The sequence below is a fragment of the Colwellia sp. 12G3 genome, from assembly GCF_002836775.1.
Taxonomy (GTDB): domain Bacteria; phylum Pseudomonadota; class Gammaproteobacteria; order Enterobacterales; family Alteromonadaceae; genus Colwellia.
In genome coordinates this window covers 477,905-502,797 of the sequence record NZ_PJAQ01000068.1, presented here as the reverse complement: position 1 = coordinate 502,797, position 24,893 = coordinate 477,905, and the positions used below count along the sequence as shown (strand labels likewise).

Genomic DNA, 24,893 nt, shown 5'->3' with positions numbered 1-24,893 from the left:
CAAAGTCCTAGGGTTATACAGATGGTTCACTCTTATCGCGGTGAACAGCGTTACATACGACTTCACGTCGCACGGCACAAAGTTAGATAGGAGATCAACCTCAATTTAGACTGTTCCACGGGCTTTGCTGACGTTAGCTACTGATTGTTCTTTAGGTCAACTGATCTGTTTCTTATGACATTACAAAAATAATATGTCTCGTAATACTTGTCTTCAAACATATATCACTTTTAATCCAAGTACCTATTAGGTTAACCTTAACATATTGATAAATATATAAGGAATAAAAATGGCGTATCTGGATTATGTTAGTGATGAAATACTAATTGAAGAAGTAAAATATATTTTGGATAAAGCTGTTGCTAAAAGGAAGGCAGCAGAGAAAGAGTTTAATAAAAATGTGATAGACCCCTTCGGTGCATTATTTGAGTCACCGGTATTTGACCGCCATGCAGAATGGAAAGAGTCAGAAATGATTCGACAATGCCAAAAGACAATACAGAATCATGTAGGAACATTTCATCAAAAACTACTAGGCCACGTAGATGGATGGGAAGATCTTGGAACCGGAGGGGTTGTTGACCTTGTTTGTGAAGGTAAAAAGATTATTGCAGAGGTCAAGAATAAATATAGTACAGTTACAGGAGGTAAATTAGCTGAACAATATCACTCACTAGAAGGGTTAGTGACCCCCAAGCATAGTAGGTTTAAAGGCTACTGCTCCTATTTTGTAAATATTATCCCTAGGAAGCCTGACCGATTGAATCAAGTTTTTACACCGTCGGATAAGGAAACGGGGAAATTGTGTCCAGTAAATGAGGATATTCGAGTCATTGATGGAGCAAGCTTTTATACGCTTGTGACAGGAAGACCAGATGCTTTAAAAGAATTACATGCTGTTTTGCCACAAGTTATCGAGCATATCTATAAGACAGTATACAAAGTAAAAGGCTTTAGCATTTCGGACTCTGCCGACTTCAGTAGTTATTTTGATTTAGCGTACAAAAAAAAACCATGATCAAGGTTTGACTGAAAGCATGAATGTATGTACAGTAGTAACCATGACCAAGGTTACTACTTAATAAATAAAAATGCCTCCAGAATTTTACTCTATTGCTCAAGTTGCAGATATCTTAGGTGTGTCTAAAGAAACACTTAGAAGATGGGACAACAACGGAAAACTTAAACCTCAAAGAGATGATGGAAATAACTATCGTCAGTATCATAAAAGCCAATTGGAACAGTTTGAACAGGCTCAACTTTTGTTTGAAAGTAAGTGGGCAGAAGAAATCGATATTAAACCTAGCAAGAAATATACAATGCTTGAATTATTTGCAGGAGCAGGTGGATTAGCATTAGGCATGGAAAAAGCTGGGTTAGAATCGGTCATGTTGAACGAGATAGATAAGCATGCATGCGCCACTCTGCGAAAAAACAGACCTGAATGGAATGTGATTGAAGGGGATGTTTCTAAAGTTGATTTCACAGAATACAAAGATCAAATTGACTTACTGACAGGAGGCTTTCCTTGCCAAGCTTTTTCCTATGCAGGAAAAAAACTTGGCTTTGAAGATATTAGAGGGACAATGTTTTTTCAGTTTGCTAGAGCTGTTAAAGAAACTAACCCTAAAATACTTGTCGCAGAAAATGTTAGAGGGCTGTTGAATCATGAAGAAGGCCGTACTTTAGAAACAATAAAGGGGGTTATTGATGATCTTGGCTATAAGCTGGTAGAACCAAGAGTATTAAAAGCTATGTTCTATCAAGTGCCTCAGAAGCGAGAACGTTTATTCTTGGTGGGCATTCGAAAAGACTTAATACAAGACACTAACTTTTCATGGCCAGCCCCATATACTCGTATCATGGTGATGAGAGATGCTCTTAAAAAAGGTGAATTGTACGATTGTGATGTTCCAGAGTCTGAAGGACAGAAGTATCCTCAAAGAAAAGCTGAGATATTATCTGAAGTTCCTCCAGGAGGGTACTGGAGAGATTTATCAGATGATCTGCAACGCGAATATATGAAAAAGAGTTACTTCCTAGGTGGTGGTAAAACAGGTATGGCAAGGCGCTTATCTTGGGATGAGCCAAGTTTAACTTTGACATGTTCCCCAGCCCAAAAACAAACAGAAAGATGTCACCCTGATCTCGATCAAACACGCCCGTTGACTGTTCGAGAATACGCTAGAGTTCAAACCTTTCCTGATAGCTGGAATTTTTCTGGACCTATTACGGCTAAGTATAAACAAATAGGAAATGCTGTACCTGTCAATCTTGCATTCGCGGTCGGTCGTTCGATCGTTGGTGTGCTTAATCAGTTGGAAGCCCTTAAGGTACAACACCAAAAGACTTGTGCCTAGCTAGAGAGAATAGAAGGGATGCCTGAGGTTCCCTTTGTTATAGTATAGTAAAGTAAAATCTGTTCTTACCTACATAGTTCCATCTGGTTCGACCTGTATTGTTAATAACTTTGGTATTTTCTAGGTATGGAAACAATATCTGAACATATAGAGCGCTATATAATTAGTGCCATAACCAAGAATAAATACAAATCAGGTGAATATTTACCATCTGAACGTATTTTAGCAGCCGAAATAAATGTGAACAGGTGCTCGCTTCGAACAGCTCTTAAAGCTTTGGAAAAAGATGGTTGGGTTCAAATCCAGCAAGGCCGTCCTACTCAAGTTATGGGCTTCTTAGATAATTGCCAAATGACTGCTGTCCCTCAGAGAATAAAATATATTGATGATGATCTTAATCAGTCATTAATGAATGGGGCATGTGATGCAATGTTTGATATTATTCAGTTATTACTTAATAGAGAACTTAAGAAGGGTTCTCAGAACCTAATTGAATTAATTGATGGTGAACCAAATAGCCTTGAAAGCTTTATACAGTATGAGATACTCCTAGCTAAGGAGCTGATTAGTCGAAGCCATAATAGAGTCTACTCGTTATTGATGAACCAACTGCTTCCACTGTATGAATCGTCAGCTTTACAATGTATTGATGTAACTAAGAGGGAAGGTCGTTTGCAATACTATTTGGGCATTAAAAATTCTCTCATCACTAATCAGAGGTAACTTTCTAAAGGCTTCTTTTGTTAGGTCAAATACATCCATGTTTCTTATATTCTACTCCCTACTCCTTCATTCTCAGGCGATTACTGTTTTTTATTTTTAGATAAAGCAATATCTCTGCCGGGAAGCTCTTTGGGAAACATTTTAGGGATGACGTGATTGTACTGGCAGAGATTCGTTATCGGTCAGATTTTGCTCTTTAAACTTCATCAATCCCCATCTACTATCAAATAGCACGTCAAAACTCTCTTCTCACACAAAACCACTCTAGGAATACCAAAATGAACACAGAAACGCCATGCGCGCTGTATTTACAGCGTCTGGCTGAGTCTGGTCGTCGATCTATGCTCAGTCAATTAACTGTTGTACGTAAAATGATGGAATGGCCAGCGCCAACTGAAGAACAGCCATTTCATACATTAGGGTATGTAGCAATCGAATGTCTTAAGCGTAAAAGACTCGCAGAAGGTAAGTCACCAAGAACCATAAATCACTTGCTAAACGGTCTAAAGTGCATCGTTAAAACAGCATTGTTAATGGGGCTTGTTGATGAAAAACAATGGATTCAAGTTCAAGCGGTTAAACCGTTAAAACTTGATCCCCATCCTCATGGTAAGGCTTTAGTTTCGTCCAGTGTCAGGCTTCTACTCACCCAATGCCGAAAAGATACCAGACCTATTGGGATTAGAGATACTGCAATATTAGCCGTATTTTTAGCAACGGGTCTTCGGCGGTCTGAACTGGCTAAATTACAGGTGGGCGATTACGACATAAAGGAACAGAAGGTCAATGTCATCTCAGGGAAAGGGAACAAGTCTCGATTCCAATTTCTGCCTGATTGGGTAGTACCTGAACTGAATAAGTGGCTTTTGGTGCGTGGCCTTACAGAAGGCTCCTTGTTTAACCCATTCACTGGTGGCAAGGTCAATGTTTCCAACCCCATATCTGCCTCTAGCATCTACTACGTTGTTACAACTAGAACGGCCGAGATAGACGGTCAGCAATGCTCTCCCCATGATCTAAGGCGAACGTATATCTCAGAGTTACTTACCCAAGATGTTGACCTGTTAACAGTTAGTAAAATGGCAGGGCATGCCAGCGTTACAACCACCCAGATTTATGACAAACGGGACTCTAAATTTATGCAACAGGCTATCACTAAACTCAAATACTGACCCATTCACTAGCAACTACTTTTGGTAACACAATGAAAAAACTAACCGATAACCACTTAAGGCAAACTACATTTCACTCCCTAGCTAGTCAGTTTGTCCTCAATGCCTTTGGCTCTACCTACTTTGATGAAGGATGTTTATCTGTTGTTAAGGCATCAACCGTTCGAGCTTTAACAGGTAAGTCATTAGCAATGGAACGTATCCCCGAAGAAGAAAAGTATCAACAGCTGTGTAAACACCTCAATAGGATAGCTTCAGATAATGCTACCGAAGCTATCCTTAGACATAACTGTAAACTACTAGCCCAAGGGTTAGGGCTTCCAAAGGGGGCTGAAAAACTATTAACCTTCCTTACTGTTTATACAAAAAATATCGGCCTCAACCAATTATTTGATGATGACTTTAACTTTACCTGTGAAAACATTGATCAGGTAGTTGCTGACATCAATGGTAACTCTATTCAAAACCAAGTTAATGCCATCAAGGCTCTATCATCCACAGGGCTGTTCATGTTTGATAATGCAACCCAAGTACTTGAATTAACGCCTTTACCTAGCGTGATTATAGAGTGCCTGACTCATGTAAAAGCAAAATCTTATAGTGAATTAGTTGCACAGATCACAATTCAACCTACACCATCTAACCTATCACTTGCCGACTTCGACTACGTTCAGAGTGATACTTTATTGAAGTTGATAAAGCAGGCAGTTAGCAAAAAGCTAATAGGTGTAAATATATTAATATACGGCATACCCGGTACAGGTAAAACAGAGTTAGCGAAGGCCTTACTTGCCCACCTAAACAACAATTTATATGAAATTAAACCGATAGGTGATTCGTTAGATAACCCTGAGGATGAATTTAATTCAAGAACTTCAAGTGCCTGTCTGAGATTGCAATACCACAAGCTTGTTCAAAAGCTTTGCCATAATGATCGTAAATGCGTACTGCTAATTGATGAGTGTGAGGATATATTTAGGGATTATCAGTATCAGAGCAGGATATCAAAGGACACTCTGCATTCAGTTTTAGAGAACAACACTATCCCGACTATCTGGATAACTAATCACCTAGATGAGCTTGAAGAAAGCTGCATTAGGCGCTTCAAATTTGTCGTAGAAATACCGCAGCTAAATGTATCAACTAGAAAGCGAATAATAGACAAGCTTTGTAAGGGGCTCAATGTCTCTATCCCGTTTAAAGATTCGTTAGCCAGAAAACAAGAGTTATCACCAGCAGTCATCGATAATGGGACCTCTATTGCTAAATTATTGAAGCAAAAGTCAGATAATGCAGAGAACACACTAACCGAAGTCATAGATAACACACTCAAGGCATGTGGGTATGACACTGAGCCACTTAACTACAAGCAAACGATGAGCTTTGAGCCTCAGTTGGTTAACCTCATGGGCAACTCAAGTGATGTAACACTTATTGAACATGCTGTGTCAAATAATAGGGATGTACGCTCTTTATTACTTGGTCCTCCCGGCACAGGTAAAACCGCTTTAGTACATCATTTAGCCGATAAGCTAGATATGCCATTAATTACAGCCAAGTGTTCCGATATCATCGATAAGTATGTCGGTGAAAGCGAGAAAAATGTAGCTGAATTATTCAAACGGGCACATAGGGAAGGGGCTATTCTTTTGCTTGATGAGGTGGACAGCTTATTGCTATCAAGGGATGGGTTAGATAAAAGTTGGGAAGTACAGTTAGTTAATGAACTGCTCACCCAAATGGAATCGTTCACCCAACCGCTATTTGCTGCAACTAATTATTCAGGCAAGCTCGATAAAGCTGTTATGCGTCGATTTGACTTCAAGTTACAGTTTGACTACTTAACCCATGAGCAGGTACTACGGTTTTATAAACAAGCCGCCCATGTACGTGCTATCCCATCCATTATTAAAGAGGAGCTACTGAAACTAACCCATCTCACAGCAGGTGACTTTGCCATCGTTCAGCGGCGTAATCACTTTAACCCAAAAGCATTAACCCCCAACGAAATTATTGACCTACTTAAAGCAGAAGTAACCCACAAAAAAACAGCTCAGGCTATCGGATTTATCCACCACTAACCCTATAGGTAACAACATGACTAAATCACTATTGAGTAAACTCAAGGTCACCATTCGCCCTGAAAGTACCAAAGCCAACCCATTGCTTTCAAAGCGGGAGCGGTTATTAACTAAGCTCGATCAACAACGTAAGATGGCACTTTGTTACGTTAATGATGAGGTATATACAGTCTATAAAGAAAAGTGGGCTAATGATCAAGAAACGGGAGAAAGAACCAAGACTCGGATAGCTAAGAATGTAAGACCTTGGTTTTATAAGCGTAACAATTGCTATTTCTTTGAGGTTCGTTATGCCAATAAACCAATGGAGTTATCAAAAGGCATGCATGCTATAGAGGTAGGTGACAAAACTAACCTGCTGACAACCATCGATACTGTTATTGAGGCAGTTGTTGCTGGTGAACTGGACACTGTTCTAACAGCAAACGCCAAGCCCATTAAGAAGTAGCTATACCGAAATAACCTATTGCCCGGTTGATTCCGGGCACACACTTAAGGAAATACAATGACTATTCGAATTAAACACGAAGGTTTAGCCGTGCCTGTTAGCCCAATTTTCACACTATATATTGCCGATCTACTGATATCTCATAAAAATGAAAAAGCCGTAACGATTAACTTTCGAGATCCTACTTATTCCGCCGATGATGGTGGTTATCACCCCGTAGAAATTAGGTTAGAAAATGAAGGTGACGGCTGGCGTTTTTGTTACATCACCGACTTTTGTTATGTGGGCAGTGGGTATGTGGCTGAACTAGCTAAAGACTTGGATTTCGATTTTGATACAGGCGTTTTTCAGAACCTGTTTGGTACGTATCCAATTGAACAAGCGATAGAGATGTTTCAAGTTTGGGAAAGTAACTTTGTCTATTACGCTATAGTGTCAAAAGTATTCACTATTCAAAAATCAGTTGATTGAGCAGAATTTTTATTCGTTTAATTTAGTCAAAATAGCGTTAATATAGATAACTAAAGTTGGGGGCTACCCTTTGCTATCTAATGGCAATTAACTAAGCCACCACAGCGGTCGTTCGTCGTTGAGCTTTTAATGTTAACAAAGTGCGCTTTATAGTCGGTAGTGTTTACTTTACTAACGGTAGCTCCAAGATTTAAAGCGGTCGTTAGCATCTATGATTCCCCTATGACTTAAGATCCGACAAAGCAAACAAAAATAGATGGCTGAAATTGTAGATCAAAGTGAAATATAGCCAACTGCTTTTGTTCCGTTTTAAGTGCTTATAGTATTAAAAATTATAGAGAGACCTAAAAGTAGTATAATTGGGAAGTGATGTTTTACTTAACATTGCATCTATTGTTCCTACCTTTGTTGTCTCTAAAGAACAACCAGGATAAAAATTAGTTAGCTCATCTTTAACTACAGACAAAAGCTTTAAAGGGGCTGCTATACAACAATGAGTTTCATCGAAACAATATACTAAACTATCATCATTTAGATAAATTTCTATTTGGTCTTTAACTGTATTTAAATCAAATAATGTATCTGGGAAATGTTTCATATCTGGTTCATGAAAAACACGTTCTCGATAGTTTACCTGATTCCTAAGTTCCATCATCCATTCATAAACTAACTTCCCATCTACAGTATTGGTTTGTAATACATCGTTTTGACCAACAATATCTACATACGTTTTAATTGTAGATTTATGATCACCACTAACGCTTTGACCGTTAAAACGACCTCTATTTCTTTTTACAGGCTTTTCACCAACTTTCATTTCTAGAGAATAAATATTTTTATTTTTTAAAAAAGCAATGCCTCTAGTCGCTAAAGAACACCTCATTAAGTAAAATGTTGCGTAGTAAAGCTTTACTACCGACCACGAATGGTTACCCTCACTTATATTAAATATTGCATTGCATATAGAATGTAAGCCTTTAAAATACAAGTCTAAAGCATCATCTTTTAGCTCTTGTAATAAAATATCTTTTCTTTGTTGATCGATAATAAAATCAATGAAAGGTTGGTTAAAGTCGTTTATCCACAGAGAAATATCTGTACAACCTAGATCCAGTTCAACAGCAACTTGTGTTCTAAACCGATCAAAATTCATAATTATGATTATCTGGTAAAGACTTTAATAAGTTTTTCTCTAATGCTTCTTTAACTCTTTTTTTACTTGTTTTACCATCTAAGCCTTTTAATTCTTCTAAGGTCAGTAAGTCATTCACATCAAAATCAATTATTCTTTTCATTGTTTCTACAGAAAATGAACTTTTTTCGGCACAACGATGTATTAATGATGATACAAGAAATTCTATGGCTCCATTAAATCCTGATGCTTTCAGAAACGGGTTTTTCGATTTTACATGCCATAAATTAGTTTCGACATAATACTCTTTGATTGCTTTGAAAAAATTACTAACGACTGCTTTTTGAAAATCATAGCTAGTTAACTTATAGATTGAAAAAGCACCACCGCGCTTAAGAGGTTCTTTCATTGCAGATACAAAGGTAGAAAGTTCAATTTGACCTACTCCCCTTGGACTTCCCGGGAATTTAAAGCATTTATAAAGGGGAGAATTCATGTTGTCATTTAATTCACGTGCAATATCAGTAGCTCGATTAACAGAGTGGGATTCATCATCAATAACTTCCCCAAACAAGTCGAACATTAAACTTTTTGGTACAGGCTTTTGTTCAGTATTGATATTTAAAAATATTTCAGCGGCTTGTTTTGTTGATAAATTCAAACACAATGTCACGATAATATCTCTATCATTAATTGTAGGGTCTTCTTTTACTGCTTCTTCAAATCCAGCTAGTCTATGCTGTCCATCAATAACCTGAGCAGATGAGGTTATGAGCTCTATATCAATATTTTCATTTGAGATTACAGGTAGAAAATTTTCATCAGTCCAATTCAAAATAAAGGAATTAAAAAAAGTATTCCCTTCTAATATATAATCTTTGATTTTTGAAATTCGACTGGCACTTAAAACCCTTTGAACTGCGCCGGGAGTAAAATCAACACCTCTTACTGCTACATAATAAATAGAAAGAATATCTTGTACTTTCATAGTGAATGTATATGAAGGTATATCACCAAGATTTGCATGTAGCACTGTGTATCTTTTTTTCATAAAATTCTCGTTAATTATCTGACTTACCTGATGATAGCATAGGAGTCATTGCTAATCGTAGATTTAACAATGCAAGTTACCAATACCAACGCCTTTTTTAGGGATTAATTTAGCAGGTGACATTACCTAATTGGAGTTTGTTAATGCCCACTTTAGGCTAATTGTGACTGCTAGATATATTGATTCGGCTCTTAATTTATGACCGCTTACAGCCCCAAAGCTGTCGGTATGGTGCTAAAACCTGCCTTACGAGTTAGCAGGTAATTCGGTCAATATTACCCTCAATATTAGCATGGCTTCACAAATACGTAATGTCAGCTCTAAAGTGATTTATATTTAAACTTTTACACCATCAACCAATTTAAAAAACAATGCCTTACGCTCTTCATCAGACAAACTAGCCAATAGCGCATCCATATTTAAGCCCTGTACTGGTTCTTCTGCTTTAAGCTCTGCTAACTCCAACATCTTATTTTCTATCAACTGTGCTGGTTTACGAAGCTCCTCTGGTGTGAGTATGGTATAGCCAGCAGTTACATCATCACGCTGTGTCTTGTGGTTGAGTAAACGTTTCAACGTATATGTACCAAGGTTAAGGCTTTCAGCAATAGTGGTGAAAGTACGTCGTAAATCATGAAGGGTAAAGGAAAACTCTAGGTTGTCGTTGATACGGTGAATGACTTTCTTAGGCTCAATAATTCGACCCTTATCACTATTGGTGTTGAACACAAAGCCGCTATCTGTGCGTTTACTGAACCTTCTTTCAAATAAGCCCATCAAGTAATCACTGATCGGTAATTCAAGGGGAGAGCCATTCTTTGTTTTACTGATGTAGAAGGATTTGGCTTGCAAGTCAACGGTGGCCCATTCAAGGCACATTAATTCGCTCTTTCTAAGACCTGTTAATAAGGCCATTTCAACGAAATCACATACGGTTGATGCGAACTCATTTCGAATAAGATCTGAGTGTTCTCTCATGTCATGAATAACTTTGAAGAATTCAGGCATTTGATGTGGGCGAACATAAGTGTTTTTTCGGTCAACGTTATTCCATGAACGCTGGTGACTAAGGATTGTGACGGGATTATCACCAAATATAATGGCTTTGTCATAGCCTCGATACTCGTATTTTGCGTAATTAAATAATGCCCGAAGAGTTCGCATGCATAGGTCAGCCTGCGCCATACTGCCTTTTTTCATATCCTTAAATTTACCTAATGAGATGTCATTATGTAAGTCTTTAATGATGTCTTCGGTCAAGTGACTGAGAGGTTGGTGCTTATAGTCATCTAGGTAAAACTTAACGATCTGCTTATAACCTATCACCGTTTTATCGGCTAATGTCTTTGCTGCAAGATAGTCAGTAAATACTGTATCAAGAGTCACATTAGCGTTTACCTCACCTTTGGCCTGTTCATTTGGGTTAACACCCATAGCAAGTTGATTGATGGCTTCTCTAGCTTGTGATCTAGCTTGCTCTATTGTGAGGTTGGGGAATGCGCCAAGGGTCACTTGACTGGCTGATTTAGCCCCTTTAGCCCTTTTGTAAACCCTGAATGACTTCTTCCCTGTTGGATATACTTCTAACACTAGACCCGCAACAGCAGTATCGTAATACCTAACTCGTTTATCACCGACGGGCAGCGCTTCTAGTTCCTTTTTGGTAAACTTGAATTTGTTAGCCATTCATCTCTCTCCACTAAATAATTTAGAGTCAGAAAGACTGTTTTGATACCAATTATAAATGGCACAATAAAAGCTGTGCTACGTATGTGCTACATTTGGCATCAATATCAGTCAATCGACATCAATCTAGAATACTTTATACACACACGTAATCAACTGTTTTAGCTAGAGTAATGCATTAATATCAACTTTTATCAATCTGTATCAACATGCGATGATACAAACTCATAATCGGCAGGTCCGCAGTTCAAGTCTGCGAAGGCCCACCATTTTCATGTTCATGTTATAGTACAACCCCCTAGGCCAATTTACTCAAAGCTTAATTTTCTTATCTCAAAGTTCCGGTCCTATGCTGGTATCAAATTTTCAAGTATTGCCTTAATCTTGACGACGGCGACAACGAATCGGCTAAAAATCATTAATATTCCCCATTTCTATTTCGATATCTTTTTCGCAAAAAATTAAACATTACTTAAATCACAATCAAACCATCATTTGTTAAAACCCACTTCAAAATAAATTAATAATTCTAAGTATTACTTTTATTTAATAAGTTGATTAAAGCCCTTGAAAATAACTAATCATCCCATTCAGAAAGACATAGTTAAAGTTGAACAAAGTATTAGCTTATTCTTGGTAGGATTTAACTCGATTAATTGCATAGGTATTATTAAAGACTAAGCAAAAATATTAATGTGGTAATGACTATATTTACATTAAAGGAAGGGTAACATCTAGCAACTAGAAACTCTTTGATTTTGATAAATAGTCACCAGTTCGCCTTTTCTTTTGCTGATAACTTTGTATCTGTGAGTGATTTTTCCATTATTTGACGTGTTAACCCAAAGGCAAGCGCCATTTTTTAAAGCGGCTAATGTCGATTTTCCATTCACGTTACTGACATGTTTCCAGCCACTAAGGGCATATGAGGTGATAGGGATACTTAACAATATTAAAAACAAAATGTTTTTGATGATTTTCATAAATCTCTCCATGTATTATGCAAAAAAAAATCTTTTACTAAACTCTTCACCTTCAATGATATTAGAGCACTTTCATACAAACCTGCATATTATTTTCCGTAATATCGCAATTGATACTTATCAATCTAATTTCCTTCAAGATACCCAAGTCAGTTAACCATAGCCGATTAGGCCGGAGCATAGCAAAATTATTCTAGTGCAATTATGACAAGGTAGGTAATCATCGCGATACTTACCTTTGACAATAGGCCCTGAGATTGCAATCGGCAGAACCGCATTTAAAGTCTACAAAGGCTCACCATTTTCACTATTAAAGACGCGCCAATGCGTGTTTTTTTGTCTAATAATCAAGACGTTTATAATATTGAGTGGATGAGTTACTTCCAAGAAACTTTATTAAACTCTACTTGTTTAGCAACACCATTAATCAGACAAACAACGAAAAACAATTCCTAAAGTAATAGGGAGGTTGTTTACTATCCAAAGATAGAAAAATAATTTACAGTGTTTATATAAATTTTAATAATAATTTAATAAGCCATGCAACAACCAAACAAATCAATTAACTATAAAAACCTGTTTATCTACTTTCTGGCCTTTACCAGTGGTTTCTCAATCATGTGTATTGAGCTGTTAGCCGGTCGAATTCTTGCCCCATTTTTTGGCAGTAGTGTTCATATCTGGGGCAGTATCATCACGGTTTTTATGCTGAGTTTATCATTAGGTTATCTATTTGGCGGTAAGCTTTCTACTCACTCGGCATCACTTAACCGTTATGGTCTTATTTTTATTATTGCGGGTATCACTTTATTACCTATAGTCACCTCAAGCACTTGGTTAATGGAAAGTATTTTTGTTGCGGTTGAAGATTCTCGTTATGGTTCTTTATTAGCGGCTACAACACTATTTTTTATTCCTACCATTATTTTAGGAATGTTATCGCCTTACTCGGTAAGGTTATTGGTTAAGAACTCTAACGAAAGTGGTCAGGTAGCAGGGCGATTGTATTTCGTTTCAACCCTGGGGAGCGCCTTGGGTACTATTGTCACTTCTTTCTACTTGGTTATGTGGTTTGATATAAACACAATTGTGGTGAGTGTTAGCTTGTTGCTAAGCCTATTGGGTCTAATGACAATCACGCTAGCAAAAGCTAAATCAAGTTTTTATAAAGCGAAAGCACAACGAGATATCAGTCATGCCTAATTCTACGAGTAAACTTATCCTTAGCATCTATTTCTTAATGAGTAGTTTTATTGTAAATGATGCTCTAGCTGAAGTTATTCACAGTGAACGCTCTTTATATCGGAATATTTTAGTGGAAGATAAGGGGGATTTACGTTGTTTGAAATTTAATGTTAAGACTAATAAAACTCGTCAAAGCTGTCTTTTGAAAAGCCAACCGCAACAATTAGTTTTTAATTACACCAAGCAATTACTCTCAGGGTTATTCGTTAATCCTGAGCCGAAGCGCATTTTAATCATTGGTCTTGGCGGTGGCACAATGTCGAACACCCTACATCAATTGTTACCTGGTAGTTATATTGATAACGTGGAAATAGACCAGAGTGTTATTAAAGTGGCTCGACAATATTTTGGCTTTTTAGAAAATGACCAAATAAAAACCTATAGTCAAGACGGTAGAGTATTCGTCAAAAGGGCGATATTAAAGAAGCAAGCATATGACTGGATTATACTAGATGCCTTTAATGGCGATTATATTCCTGAGCACTTAATGACCAAAGAATTTTTAGAAGAGGTCAAAAGTTTACTTTCCGAAAACGGCATACTAACAGCAAATACTTTTTCTTCTAGTAAATTGTACGGCTATGAATCGGCAACGTACAAAGCGGTTTTTGGTGATTTTTATCAGGTGAGTAATCAAGATAATAATAATCGAATCATATTGGCGCGTAATAATGGATTGGTTGAAAAACTTGATGAAGCCCAGACTATAGTAAAGAAAAATGGAGCTAGCACCACGTTAGCCATTGAATTACTTGCTATTGGTGTCGATGCAAAAAAACTTTATCAAAGTATGAAATCAACCGCGATCCATCAAGACTGGCCCGACAATAACCCGGTACTCACGGATCAATTTGCACCAGCAAATTTACTTAATATTGATAGTGATTAATTGGTAAGTAACTTAGGTAAAGTTCACGGTAACTAGCATTAACTAATTAAGCGTTTTCCTAAGAGGAGTGGTTCGTTCATTTTTTTCCTCGACTTTAGCGGTATTTATTATAGTATTTCTTGATCTTGCTGATCCAGAAAATAAATAGTGATAAAACCTCTCTAATATTCTGCTCATCTGTGTAAAAATAGTAAAAATTTTTCAGCGGATTATAAGATATGTCAGTTTACGAAATAAAACACCCTCTAATACAACATAAAATTAGCTTAATGCGTGCCAAGGATATGAGCACTCGTAGCTTTCGTCAACTATCTGCTGAAGTTGGTAGTCTATTAACTTACGAAGCAACCAAAGACCTTGAGTTGGAAAACTATCAAATGCAAGGCTGGGATGGCGAATTAACCGGTCAGCGCATTGTTGGTAAAAAGGCGACGGTTGTGCCTATTTTACGTGCTGGCATCGGTATGTTAGATGGTGTCTTAGAATTAATGCCCAGTGCAAAAATAAGTGTTGTTGGTCTTTACCGTGATGAAGAAACTCTAGAGCCAGTTACTTATTTCGAAAAGCTAGCGGGAGACATAGATCAGCGCATGGCCTTGATTATCGATCCGATGCTAGCAACTGGCGGATCAATGAACGCGACTATCGATATATTAAAAAAAGCAGGTTGTACTGACATTCGTGCATTGGTATTAGTAGCAGCTCCTGAAGGACTTGAAAAGGTGCAAAATGCTCACCCTGATGTCGATATCTATACTGCATCTATTGATGACCACTTGAACGAAAATGGTTATATCATCCCTGGACTTGGCGATGCCGGCGATAAAATATTTGGTACCAAATAAATCGATTCAATGTAGCCGTTAACTAATCACAAATAGAAATAACCACTCAATAGGACATTTATGTCGGAATCTTCTTTAAATAAAAGCAGCTTCAACCAACCTACTTGGCGTAATGCGCTAGCCGGACTGCAAATGTTGTTCGTCGCTTTTGGCGCACTTGTTTTAATGCCTTTAATTACAGGACTAGACCCAAGCGTTGCTTTATTTACGGCGGGTATTGGTACCATCTTGTTTCAATTTATCACTAAACAGCAAGTGCCATTATTTTTGGCTTCTTCCTTTGTATTTATTGCGCCAATAGCCTACTCAGTTCAAACTTGGGGTATAGCGGCAGCTATGGGGTCATTATTCGTTACTGGTTTAGTCTATGTATTGATTGCTGGAATCGTTGCCGTTCGTGGTGCTGGTTTTTTACATAAGCTAATGCCACCGGTAGTAACAGGCCCAATCATCATGGTTATCGGACTGAGTTTAGCGCCAATAGCAGTGAACATGGCTATGGGTAAAACCGGTGATGGTGCTGCAGTACTTTTCCCTTATGCTGATGCGTTAATCGTTTCTATGTCAGCATTAATTACCACGCTTTTAGTCGCGACTTTAGGTAAAGGTATTTTTCGCTTAATCCCAATAATGGCTGGTGTATTAGTTGGTTATATCATGGCGTCTGTTATGGGCATGGTTAGTACCGAAGCAATAGCGACTAGTGAGTGGTTTGCAATTCCTAATTTTGTAACGCCAGAGTTTAATTTGGCGGCTATTCTTTTCATGCTACCTATAGCCATTGCACCTGCAATTGAACACGTGGGTGATATTATCGCGATTGGCAGCGTAACAGGTAAAGATTACACTAAAAACCCAGGCCTACATCGCACACTTTTAGGTGATGGTTTGGCTACTTCTTTAGCATCGTTATTCGGAGGGCCGCCTAATACCACTTATTCAGAAGTTACTGGTGCCGTAATGCTGACAAAGATGTTTAATCCTCGCATTATGATTTGGGCTGCTGCTTTTGCTATTGGTTTGGCATTCGTTGCTAAGTTTGGTCTTGCACTGCAAACTATTCCTGCGCCAGTTATGGGTGGTATCTTGATCCTGCTTTTTGGTTCAATTGCAGGTGTAGGTATGAACATTTTAATAAAATCGCAAGTAGACCTAGCTGAGCAGCGCAACTTGGTGATTGTCTCAACTACGTTAGTCTTTGGTATTGGTGGCATGGCTATCGGCAATGATGACTTTAGTTTAACTGGCATTAGTTTATGTGGCTTAGTCGCCATTTTACTCAATGCAATGCTGCCACAGGCTAAGCTTGAGGAAGAGAGCTTAGTACAAGAAGAAGCTATTGTTGAAGACATGGTTGAGCATGCCAAGGGCAATGAAATTAGCTAAGTCACTCACGGGTAATTAAAACGATATACCAATTCCATTAAGTTATTACCCACTTGTACTGGTTAAAATACGCTAAGTCGGCATTGCTTTCAATTCCAATACTCCCTATTGCTCTATCAAGTGCCTACCCTTGAATTATTTTCCAGCACACAACAAAATCACAAACTTAATCGAATTTGTATTAGTCTTGATGGTGCTAGTTTTTATCATGCAGTTTTTATAGGTTGCTTGTTAGGGTTTAATAGCCGAGCTCAGACTCAAGCTGATTATCATTTCACATAGTGGAATGTCATTTCATTACATTCATACATAGCACATCGAGAAGTGATGTATTATGAATAAATATAACCTTCGCTAAATATTACTTTGGCTAAAGGTAACTAGGGGACTTAATCATGAAATTAACAGTATATCTTTCCGGTGAAATTCACACCGATTGGCGAGAACAAATTATTCAAGGTTGCCACGAAAGCGACTTAAATATCGTCTTTTCTTCGGCGGTTACTCATCATGAAAAAAGCGATAGTGCTGGTGATCATCTAGGCGCTGAAACTGAGCAGTTTTGGCGGGATCATAAGTCAGCAAAAGTAAATGCTATGCGAACAAAGACACTTATTGAACGTTGTGATATCGCTATTATCCGTTTTGGTGATAAATACAAACAATGGAATGCCGCTTTCGATGCGGGTTATTGTGCCGCACTTAATAAGCCATATATCACGTTGCATGGTGAAGAGTTCATTCACCCGTTAAAAGAAGTTGATGCAAGTGCGCAAGCCTGGGCGACTTCGGTAGAAGAAGTTATAACTACGTTAAAGTATATCAGTAGTAATACCAATCACACAAACTAAGTGATCATTTCTACTTGTTAAAAGTAATAATTACTGCGTTATTTAATAATTAGAAAAACTAGTTAGTTAAATAAATGCCTTGAACTTATCACTTTTTCCTACGTATAAAATAGGTCACTTAATTAATGTAATTGGTATAACTAGCTTTAGTTGTGACTGTTGAGAGTGACTTTTTGGTCAAAAATTATTTATGAATTATCCCTTCGAGCATTTTACTAAAAGCATTCTAAGCAGCTCAGCTCAAATCATGTTACAAGCAAGCTCTGTCACAGGGTTGTTATTCCTAATAGGCATTGGTATAAATTCAGCTACGATGTTGCTAGGATGCCTATTGGCAATTTTGTCTAGTTTAGCAACCACTAAACTATTCCATTATGACAGTGTTTATGTAAATAAAGGTTTGTATGGCTTCAATGCTGCACTGGTTGGTATTGCTGTTTTTTACTTTATACCGCTTAGTGTTAGTGCACTTTTTTTAGTTGTTATTGGTGCTGCTTTATCTACATTGCTCATGCATTTAATGATAACTAAAATGCCAAGCATTCCTGCGTTGACTACACCTTTTATTCTTTCAACATGGACTATCATACTCATAATTGATTATTCAGGACTCGTCATTGCAAGCCAAGCAAACCAAGAGAGTATTGTTGCAGCTATTACATTATCATCTATTGAGCCATGGACACTTATAGAGCTTTTGCATAGTGTTCTTCGTGGTGTGGGGCAAGTTATGCTACAAGATAGCTGGCTTACCGGTGCCGTGTTTTGTGTTGCATTGTTATTTGGATCATATAAAGCGGCAGTATGGGCTGTATTGGCTGCACTTATCGGTTTACTTGTTGCCATTTCCTTGGGCTTGACTCAAGAGAAAGCAGTGATGGGACTTTATGGCTTTAATGGCTGTCTTGTTGCTATCGCGTTTATCGATCGCTATCCAAACAAATACTGTCTTACCCTTTTTGCTATTTTACTCTCTGTATTGCTTACAAGAGCTTTTGAGATGATAACAGTACCCGCATTAACCGCGCCTTTTGTTATCTCTACTTGGTTTGTAATTGGGCTTATTAAAGTAAAGTCTATTTTTGATAAAGAAAGAAAAACTTGTCAAAACTTACTTTAAGCCTAGCTAGTGCGGTAATTAGCCTTCAAAAAAATAAATATTGGTTCTGTTCAAATCAATAATGTCTGCACACGCACTTTATTTACTTAGATATCTGATGAATATAGACTTTTAGCTCAGTCTTGTGTTTTGAATACTGCTTGAATCGATTCAATAGAGTCGGAGTTAAACACTCACTCATTAAGTCATCAAAAAGCAGAGTAAATCCATTGTTTAAATAGAGTTTATTTAACGATGTCTGCGCAAAGCATACTAGCTGCTGATGATGCGTTATCGAGTGCTTCAGTAGGCTCTCGGCATAGCCTAATTTGCGATAATCAGGTGTAACAAACAATGCGTGTAATAAATATTGCGGCTTAGCACGGGATTTAGTTAGGAGAATGTCCTCTCCAATTTGGCTGATTTCTGGTCTGTTTTCACCTAACGAGAGAATCACGCTGGCAATAATTTTGTCATTTTTTTTGATAAGGTAGCAAGTATCATAACCAATAAATCTTGCTGAATAATGGTTATCTTTATAGAAGCGTAAAATGGACTTTTTATCTGATTTTTTCGCTAATACAGGGCAAAGGATTAATGAACTGTTAGTCATTGGTATGCTCTTAGTAACGCTAGTTTAGCGGCTACTTCGCAACTTACCTAGCTAAGACATACTAGACTAGGTAAGTTGATATCAGGAAGATCAAAGGTAATTAAGTTAGCTTCAATTGTAAGTTATCAATTAATCGTGCTTTACCGCAATGTGCAGCCGCTAAAATAACTAATTGTGTGTCATCTTCACTTGCAGGTTGCAATGTTTGTGCTTGGCAAACATGGAGGTAATCAGTATGTAAACCAGCCTCATTTATTGCCTTAACTGCTTGTTTTGACAAACCAATAAAATCAATACTGTCATTTTGAGAAAAACCAGTACTAATTTTTTCGGCTAACCATTGTAAATTTTTATGTAGGACAGGAGCGATAGCTTTTTCTTCAGCAGTTAAATAACCATTACGAGAGCTCAAAGCTAAACCATTATCTTCTCTGGTGGTTGCTACGGGAATAATAGTAATAGGCATCGATAAGTCTTCAACCATCGTTTGGATTACTTGTACTTGCTGATAATCTTTTAGGCCAAAACAAGCGACATCTGGTTGTACTAAGTTAAATAATTTACAGACTACGGTAGCAACACCGCGAAAATGACCGGGACGACTTTCACCGCAATATCCATCAGAGATATTTGGCACTTCAATAAAGCTTTGCTTTGCTAGGCCTTTTGGGTAAATAATGTCAGGTGTTGGGGTAAAGAGTAAATCGGTACCCGCAGCAGTTAATTTTTGTTGGTCATCAACCATGGTACGTGGGTAGCTATCAATGTCTTCGTTTGCACCGAATTGCATTGGGTTGACAAAAATACTGGCAACAATCTTATCGGCATGTTTATGTGCTTCATCGACTAACGAAATATGACCCGCATGTAAGTTACCCATAGTAGGCACAAAAGCAACGGTTAAACCTTGTTGACGCCATGCATTTACTTGCGCACGTAATTCACTAATTTGACTGACTGTTTTCATAAATTAATTTTGCCGTTATTTATTATAAATATTATAGTGTTAGTATCTTATTAATAGAGCTGTATTTTACATATTCTCTGATATAGCTTGCGTCACTACTTGTTGTAATTACTTGAAAATGTGTTCATCACCAGGAAAGTTACCTTGACTCACTTCACTGATGTAAAGCTCAATGGCTTTTTTTATGTCACCGGTATCTTTTAGGAAATTGCGCGAAAACTTAGGCATATAATTACAGGCAATACCTAGGGCATCGTGCATAACCAAAATTTGTCCATCCGTCTCTTTACCTGCGCCAATACCAATAGTTGGAATGGTCAGCGCCTGAGTGATGGCTTCACCTAAAGTGGCGGGAATACATTCAAGTACCAATAATTGAGCGCCGGCCGCTTCAAGTGCTTTTGCATCAGCAATCATTTGTTCGGCTTTATCATCATCACGACCTTGTACTTTAAAACCGCCAAAAATATTAACCGATTGCGGCGTTAAACCCAGGTGAGCACAAACGGGAATACCACGCTCAACCAGTGCTGAAATAGTGTCATTAAGCCAAGCGCCACCTTCCATTTTTACCATGCTAGCGCCAGCTTGCATTAGCAGTGCGGCATTTGTTAAAGCGTGCTCTTTAGTGCCATAGCTCATAAAAGGCATGTCAGCAATAATAAGGGATGCTTCAACGCCACGTTTTACGCAACGTGTATGATAAGCCATATCTTCGATAGTCACGGGTAATGTGCTGTCTTTGCCTTGTAATACCATACCTAAAGAGTCGCCAATAAGTATGGCGTGTATACCTGCTTGGTCAAATAGTTTTGCGAAGCTGGCGTCATAGGCGGTAATGGTTGCTATTTTTTCGCCTTGTTGTTTCATGTTCAGCAAGCTTGCGGTGGTTATTTTAGCCATGATTTTTCCGAATAGGTTAATGAGCAGTAGTTCTAATTATTTATTATAGTGTTAAGGGCAATAGTTTTAATATTTATTATTTTAATAGCGATAATTTTATTATGCCATTGCTGTTGATTTCACTAGCAAGGGAGCTGATTGAAGTACCGTCAGGTAAATGTAAAGTAGGTGCGATTTCTGCTAATGGCAGTACAACAAATTCTCGAATTTTCATACCGTAGTGAGGAACAGTTAAGCGTTCGTTCTCTATCGATTCATTACCAAATAATAGAATATCACAATCGAGTATACGTGCGCCCCAGCGGTTATCTTTTCGTACACGTCCTGCTGAATTCTCTATTGCTTGTAAGGCATCTAATAATTCAAGCGCAGATAAGCTTGTTTTTAGGGCAATAACTGCGTTGATGTAGTCATCTTGATCCTGAGGACCCATTGGCTTACTCAAATACAGAGCCGATAATGCAATAACATTACCCGCTTCTATTTTAGCAATTTCGGCAGCAGCTCTGCTTATTTGCAATCTAGGGTTTGATAAGTTGCTACCTAACCCTATATAGGCAATGGTTGTTTTTTGCATTTCTTTGCCGTTATTATTCAGTTGGCTTTGCACTAGGTTTACGACGTTTCTTTGGGGTACGTCGTTTTGAGCCTTGTGGCACGTTTACACCTTTTATCATTTGGAGTTGGGCATCATTTGATACTTCTTGAAAGTCTGTCCACCACAGCGCTAATTCTTCAAGTTCAGGTGTCGCTTCTATTTGTGCACGTAATAATAAGAAGTCGTAACCTGCTCTGAATTTAAGATGCTCCAATGTTTTAAATGCACGCTTACCATCACGGCGACTTAACTTATCTTGCAGGATCCAAATATCTTTAATGACGGCTTGGAAACGTTTAGGGATCGCAATACTGCGTTGCTGCTCAGGCATGATTTCATTGAGGGCAGCAAAGAAGATATCTTGTGGTGTAAGTTGAGTTGTAACTTTAATTTGCTGAATGTGCTTTTGTAATGGATACCAAAGCATGGCAGCGAATAAAAAGGCAGGCGTTACGCGTTGATCATTATTTATTCGTTTGTCAGTGTTTTCCATCGCTAGCATAATGAAGTCGAGTAAATAACTTTGCTCGTTTGATTCATCATTAAGTGCTTGATCAACAGCAGGGAAGAAGTAACCAAAGAGGTCATAACTACGCAGTTGCTCAAAGTTTGCAACAGCCTTACCAGCAATGAACATTTTTAAGAATTCTTCAAACAAACGAGCCGCAGGAATATTGGCCATTAATGTCGATAATTCTTTAATGGGGGCTTTTGTAGCATCACTTATTTGCATATCGAGTTTAGTGGCAAAACGAATCGCTCGTAACATACGTACCGGATCTTCGCGGTAACGCGTTTCAGGATCGCCAATCAAGCGAATAACTTTATCGTTGACATCCTGCACACCATTAGCAAAATCATAAACTTTAAAATCTTTAGATGAATAATATAAAGCATTGATAGTAAAGTCTCGACGCTCAGCATCTTCCTCTATACTGCCATATATGTTATCTCGCAATAACATGCCATCTTCGCTCTGCTTAGAGGTTGTTTTACAGCTCTTCTCTTGTTCTGATGCGTTATCATGATGCCCTCTAAAAGTGGCAACTTCTATAATTTCACGACCGAAAACAATATGGGCTAATCGAAAGCGTCTACCAATTAAGCGACAATTTCTGAACAAATCTTTAATTTCATCAGGTGTTGCATTCGTTGCAATATCAAAATCTTTAGGCTCAAAACCTAATAAAATATCGCGCACGCCGCCACCAACAAGGTAGGCATCAAAACCACCTTTATTCAAACGGTGTAATACTTTAAGTGCATTGGGACTCATTAATTGGCGCGAGACAGGATGCTGATCTCTTGAGAAAATTAATGGGTTATCAAAGGATGCAGTAGCAACATTTTTTTTGTTACTGGCGCTTTTCTTAGCGTTTTTTGTAGGGGTCGTTTCGGCGATAGTTTTACTCACTTTTTTGGAGAAAACTCGTTTGCATAAATTAATAACGCTTTTGATAGTCACAGGCCTTTAAGACAGACATAAAATAGTGGCGCAATGATATAACAGTGCAGGGCAAAAGAGAATAACAGACGCGACAAATAGCATGAAAAAACAGCAAAACAGCCACTAAGAAAAAAACACGGGAATCAAAGCCCGTATTTCTTTCGATAAACTAATTTTTATAGACCAAGACTACCAAGGTAATGTTTCACCATTTGAGTGTTTAAACACACCTGAGTCTGCCATGGTTAAGTTATCCATTAAGGCAATTAGGCGCTCTGCAGCGACACTTGCGCTGATATCACCATTACTTAATACCCCATTGCTATTAACCATTTCTGTTTGCACATAACCAGGGTGGTAAATACCCACAGCGATATTCTCTTCACTAAGGTCTCTTGCCAATGATACCGCCGCAATATTTAACGCCGCTTTTGACATGCGGTAGCCGTAGCGACCACCAGAATCATTATCCGTAATTGAGCCCATTCTTGAAGAGATCAAGCCAATTTTGCTACCTGAAGATAAGTTCGCCAGTAAAGCATGGCTTAAAAATAAAGGAGCAATAGCATTAACATTAAATTGTTCAACAATGGTCTCTTGATTTAAGTCGCTAAGCTGCTCGTTACGTAAAATACCGGCGTTGTTGATCAATAAATCAATGGTGATACCGCTAAGTGCTGATACGGCTTTATCGATACCTGCTTGTGTCGCCACATCGATTTGTTCTACTATGTTTACGCCTAGCGCATCTAAATCTTTAGAACTTTGACGACAAAGCGCATAAACAGTATCACCACGCTTTTGACAAATGTTAGCCATGGCATAACCGATACCCCGATTGGCGCCAGTAATTACAATAGTTTTTTTTGTGTTAGTAGACATAATATTTCCTTTATTAAATTGCTTTTCAGTGGCTTACTTCTTTTTTATTCAATGCTGAGTAACTTAATCGGTTTGACTGTTAATCAATGTTTATTTCAACAGCTTTAGGCACGTTGCTACGTTGCCAATTATTTATGGCCCATTTAATTAGTTCTTCCACACTCGCATTCACTAATTCAGGAGCCGGCGATTGACCTAAAAATGTTAGCGCGGCAATAAGTGCTGGCTGCGGCCTATCGTTATCAATAGCTGGCGCTTTGTTTTGCTTGCTAAGTTTATAACCATCACTCGTTATCGCTAAGGGAATATGACCGAACAGTGGGGTATTACATTTCAAAAAACTATTATTTAATGTTTGATAAAGAGTCAGTTGTCTGGCGGTAGGTTCGAGTAAGTCACAACCACGGACAACATGGGTAATGCCCTGTGCAATATCATCAGCGACTACGGCAAGCTGGTAGGCGAATAAACCGTCTTTACGGTGAATAATAAAGTCTTCATCAGCTAATTTTTTATCACACACAACATCACCTTGAAATAGGTCATTAAAATTATACAGACCGTGCTGATTAACAAGTCTTAAAGCACTATTTTTAGGGGAGTGATTAGCACTAAGGCAATGACCTTGATATATACCACCGATAGCCTTGATCTGAGCGCGAGTACATTGACAGTAATAGCTTAGTTTTTGCTTCGATAGGTTAGATAAAATATCACGGTAGTATTGAGATTGAGTGCTTTGATAAAGTTCGGTTTCATCCCAGTGCAATCCAAAAGCTTCAAGCGCAGTTAATATTGCTGTGCTGGCGCCTTTTTGTTCACGAGGTTTGTCTATATCTTCAATGCGAATTAACCACTTGCCTTGCTGGCCGTAATCATTAATAAACGATTTAGCATCAAGAAAGCTCGCAAGAGCAGCGATAAGAGAACCAAAATGGAGTAAACCTGAAGGGGATGGAGCAAAGCGACCACGATATTGAGAAGCCTGATTAGGCTCTAGTGGTCGCTTATTGTATGCGAAGGTATGCAAATTTTGCATGTAAACCCTGTCTAGTTAATGC

The 24,893-nt window shown here is 38.1% G+C and carries 24 protein-coding genes; 13 read left to right on the top strand and 11 right to left on the bottom strand.

The features are described 5' to 3' along the window. The first annotated feature begins 289 nt into the window (after nucleotides 1-289). The 7 genes from CXF71_RS19790 (at nucleotide 290) to CXF71_RS19760 (ending at nucleotide 7,255) form a co-directional block, all read left to right on the top strand. Complete coding sequence (locus CXF71_RS19790; protein ID WP_101234641.1) at nucleotides 290-1,018, top strand: Eco47II family restriction endonuclease; 729 nt, start codon at nucleotides 290-292, stop codon at nucleotides 1,016-1,018. Between the two features lie 73 nt (nucleotides 1,019-1,091). Further along, complete coding sequence (dcm, locus tag CXF71_RS19785; RefSeq protein WP_101234640.1) at nucleotides 1,092-2,360, top strand: DNA (cytosine-5-)-methyltransferase; 1,269 nt, start codon at nucleotides 1,092-1,094, stop codon at nucleotides 2,358-2,360. A gap of 126 nt (nucleotides 2,361-2,486) precedes the next feature. Next, complete coding sequence (locus tag CXF71_RS19780) at nucleotides 2,487-3,083, top strand: FadR/GntR family transcriptional regulator (RefSeq protein WP_101234639.1); 597 nt, start codon at nucleotides 2,487-2,489, stop codon at nucleotides 3,081-3,083. Nucleotides 3,084-3,361: 278 nt separating this feature from the next. Further along, nucleotides 3,362-4,255 carry a tyrosine-type recombinase/integrase gene (locus CXF71_RS19775; protein WP_101234638.1) on the top strand — a complete coding sequence of 298 codons (894 nt, stop codon included), beginning with the start codon at nucleotides 3,362-3,364 and terminating at the stop codon, nucleotides 4,253-4,255. A gap of 32 nt (nucleotides 4,256-4,287) precedes the next feature. After that, nucleotides 4,288-6,336 (top strand): ATP-binding protein, encoded by a 2,049-nt coding sequence (locus tag CXF71_RS19770; protein ID WP_101234637.1) that lies wholly within the window; start codon nucleotides 4,288-4,290, stop codon nucleotides 6,334-6,336. Nucleotides 6,337-6,352: 16 nt separating this feature from the next. Continuing rightward, nucleotides 6,353-6,784, top strand: a complete 432-nt coding sequence (locus tag CXF71_RS19765) for a DUF6641 family protein (RefSeq protein ID WP_101234636.1) — start codon at nucleotides 6,353-6,355, stop codon at nucleotides 6,782-6,784. Between the two features lie 57 nt (nucleotides 6,785-6,841). Next, complete coding sequence (locus CXF71_RS19760) at nucleotides 6,842-7,255, top strand: DUF2787 family protein (protein WP_101234635.1); 414 nt, start codon at nucleotides 6,842-6,844, stop codon at nucleotides 7,253-7,255. Nucleotides 7,256-7,580: 325 nt separating this feature from the next. On the opposite strand, the gene CXF71_RS19755 is transcribed toward CXF71_RS19760, so the two are convergent. From CXF71_RS19755 to CXF71_RS19740, 4 genes are all read right to left on the bottom strand, one after another. Then, a complete protein-coding gene (locus tag CXF71_RS19755) occupies nucleotides 7,581-8,408 on the bottom strand; it encodes a hypothetical protein (RefSeq protein WP_101234634.1) in 828 nt (275 codons plus the stop codon). Then, nucleotides 8,398-9,438, bottom strand: a complete 1,041-nt coding sequence (locus CXF71_RS19750; protein WP_101234633.1) for a DGQHR domain-containing protein — start codon at nucleotides 9,436-9,438, stop codon at nucleotides 8,398-8,400. Before CXF71_RS19750 ends, CXF71_RS19755 begins: the two co-directional genes overlap by 11 nt. A gap of 336 nt (nucleotides 9,439-9,774) precedes the next feature. Further along, nucleotides 9,775-11,124, bottom strand: coding sequence for a tyrosine-type recombinase/integrase (locus CXF71_RS19745; RefSeq protein WP_101234632.1), 1,350 nt, complete (start codon nucleotides 11,122-11,124; stop codon nucleotides 9,775-9,777). Between the two features lie 734 nt (nucleotides 11,125-11,858). After that, nucleotides 11,859-12,107: a hypothetical protein gene (locus tag CXF71_RS19740; RefSeq protein ID WP_101234631.1), complete on the bottom strand. Its 249-nt coding sequence runs from the start codon at nucleotides 12,105-12,107 to the stop codon at nucleotides 11,859-11,861. A gap of 540 nt (nucleotides 12,108-12,647) precedes the next feature. On the opposite strand from CXF71_RS19740, the gene CXF71_RS19735 reads away from it, so the two are divergent. The 6 genes from CXF71_RS19735 (at nucleotide 12,648) to CXF71_RS19710 (ending at nucleotide 18,443) form a co-directional block, all read left to right on the top strand. Beyond that, nucleotides 12,648-13,310, top strand: coding sequence for a fused MFS/spermidine synthase (locus CXF71_RS19735; RefSeq protein ID WP_101234630.1), 663 nt, complete (start codon nucleotides 12,648-12,650; stop codon nucleotides 13,308-13,310). Next, nucleotides 13,303-14,241, top strand: coding sequence for a spermidine synthase (locus CXF71_RS19730; RefSeq protein WP_101234629.1), 939 nt, complete (start codon nucleotides 13,303-13,305; stop codon nucleotides 14,239-14,241). The genes CXF71_RS19735 and CXF71_RS19730 overlap by 8 nt, the downstream gene beginning before the upstream one ends. 218 nt (nucleotides 14,242-14,459) lie before the next feature. Further along, a complete protein-coding gene (upp, locus tag CXF71_RS19725) occupies nucleotides 14,460-15,086 on the top strand; it encodes a uracil phosphoribosyltransferase (RefSeq protein ID WP_101234628.1) in 627 nt (208 codons plus the stop codon). A 60-nt stretch (nucleotides 15,087-15,146) separates the two neighbouring features. Then, a complete protein-coding gene (locus tag CXF71_RS19720; RefSeq protein ID WP_101234627.1) occupies nucleotides 15,147-16,472 on the top strand; it encodes a uracil-xanthine permease family protein in 1,326 nt (441 codons plus the stop codon). A gap of 395 nt (nucleotides 16,473-16,867) precedes the next feature. After that, nucleotides 16,868-17,323: a YtoQ family protein gene (locus CXF71_RS19715; RefSeq protein ID WP_101234626.1), complete on the top strand. Its 456-nt coding sequence runs from the start codon at nucleotides 16,868-16,870 to the stop codon at nucleotides 17,321-17,323. A 190-nt stretch (nucleotides 17,324-17,513) separates the two neighbouring features. Further along, entirely contained in the window at nucleotides 17,514-18,443 is a 930-nt protein-coding gene (locus tag CXF71_RS19710; protein ID WP_101234625.1) for an urea transporter, read from the top strand. 82 nt (nucleotides 18,444-18,525) lie between these two features. Here CXF71_RS19710 and CXF71_RS19705 read toward each other — a convergent pair whose 3' ends face one another. From CXF71_RS19705 to gluQRS, 7 genes are all read right to left on the bottom strand, one after another. Further along, on the bottom strand, nucleotides 18,526-19,035 hold the full coding sequence (locus CXF71_RS19705; protein WP_101234624.1) for a GNAT family N-acetyltransferase: 510 nt from the start codon (nucleotides 19,033-19,035) through the stop codon (nucleotides 18,526-18,528). A 100-nt stretch (nucleotides 19,036-19,135) separates the two neighbouring features. Next, a complete protein-coding gene (gene panC, locus CXF71_RS19700) occupies nucleotides 19,136-20,002 on the bottom strand; it encodes a pantoate--beta-alanine ligase (protein WP_101234623.1) in 867 nt (288 codons plus the stop codon). Between the two features lie 108 nt (nucleotides 20,003-20,110). Then, nucleotides 20,111-20,905: a 3-methyl-2-oxobutanoate hydroxymethyltransferase gene (panB, locus tag CXF71_RS19695; RefSeq protein WP_101234622.1), complete on the bottom strand. Its 795-nt coding sequence runs from the start codon at nucleotides 20,903-20,905 to the stop codon at nucleotides 20,111-20,113. Between the two features lie 76 nt (nucleotides 20,906-20,981). After that, entirely contained in the window at nucleotides 20,982-21,482 is a 501-nt protein-coding gene (gene folK, locus CXF71_RS19690) for a 2-amino-4-hydroxy-6-hydroxymethyldihydropteridine diphosphokinase (protein ID WP_101234954.1), read from the bottom strand. 13 nt (nucleotides 21,483-21,495) lie between these two features. Continuing rightward, entirely contained in the window at nucleotides 21,496-22,917 is a 1,422-nt protein-coding gene (pcnB, locus tag CXF71_RS19685; protein WP_101234621.1) for a polynucleotide adenylyltransferase PcnB, read from the bottom strand. A gap of 222 nt (nucleotides 22,918-23,139) precedes the next feature. Further along, complete coding sequence (locus CXF71_RS19680) at nucleotides 23,140-23,832, bottom strand: SDR family oxidoreductase (protein WP_101234620.1); 693 nt, start codon at nucleotides 23,830-23,832, stop codon at nucleotides 23,140-23,142. Between the two features lie 79 nt (nucleotides 23,833-23,911). After that, nucleotides 23,912-24,871 (bottom strand): tRNA glutamyl-Q(34) synthetase GluQRS, encoded by a 960-nt coding sequence (gene gluQRS, locus CXF71_RS19675; RefSeq protein ID WP_101234619.1) that lies wholly within the window; start codon nucleotides 24,869-24,871, stop codon nucleotides 23,912-23,914. Nucleotides 24,872-24,893 lie beyond the last annotated feature (22 nt).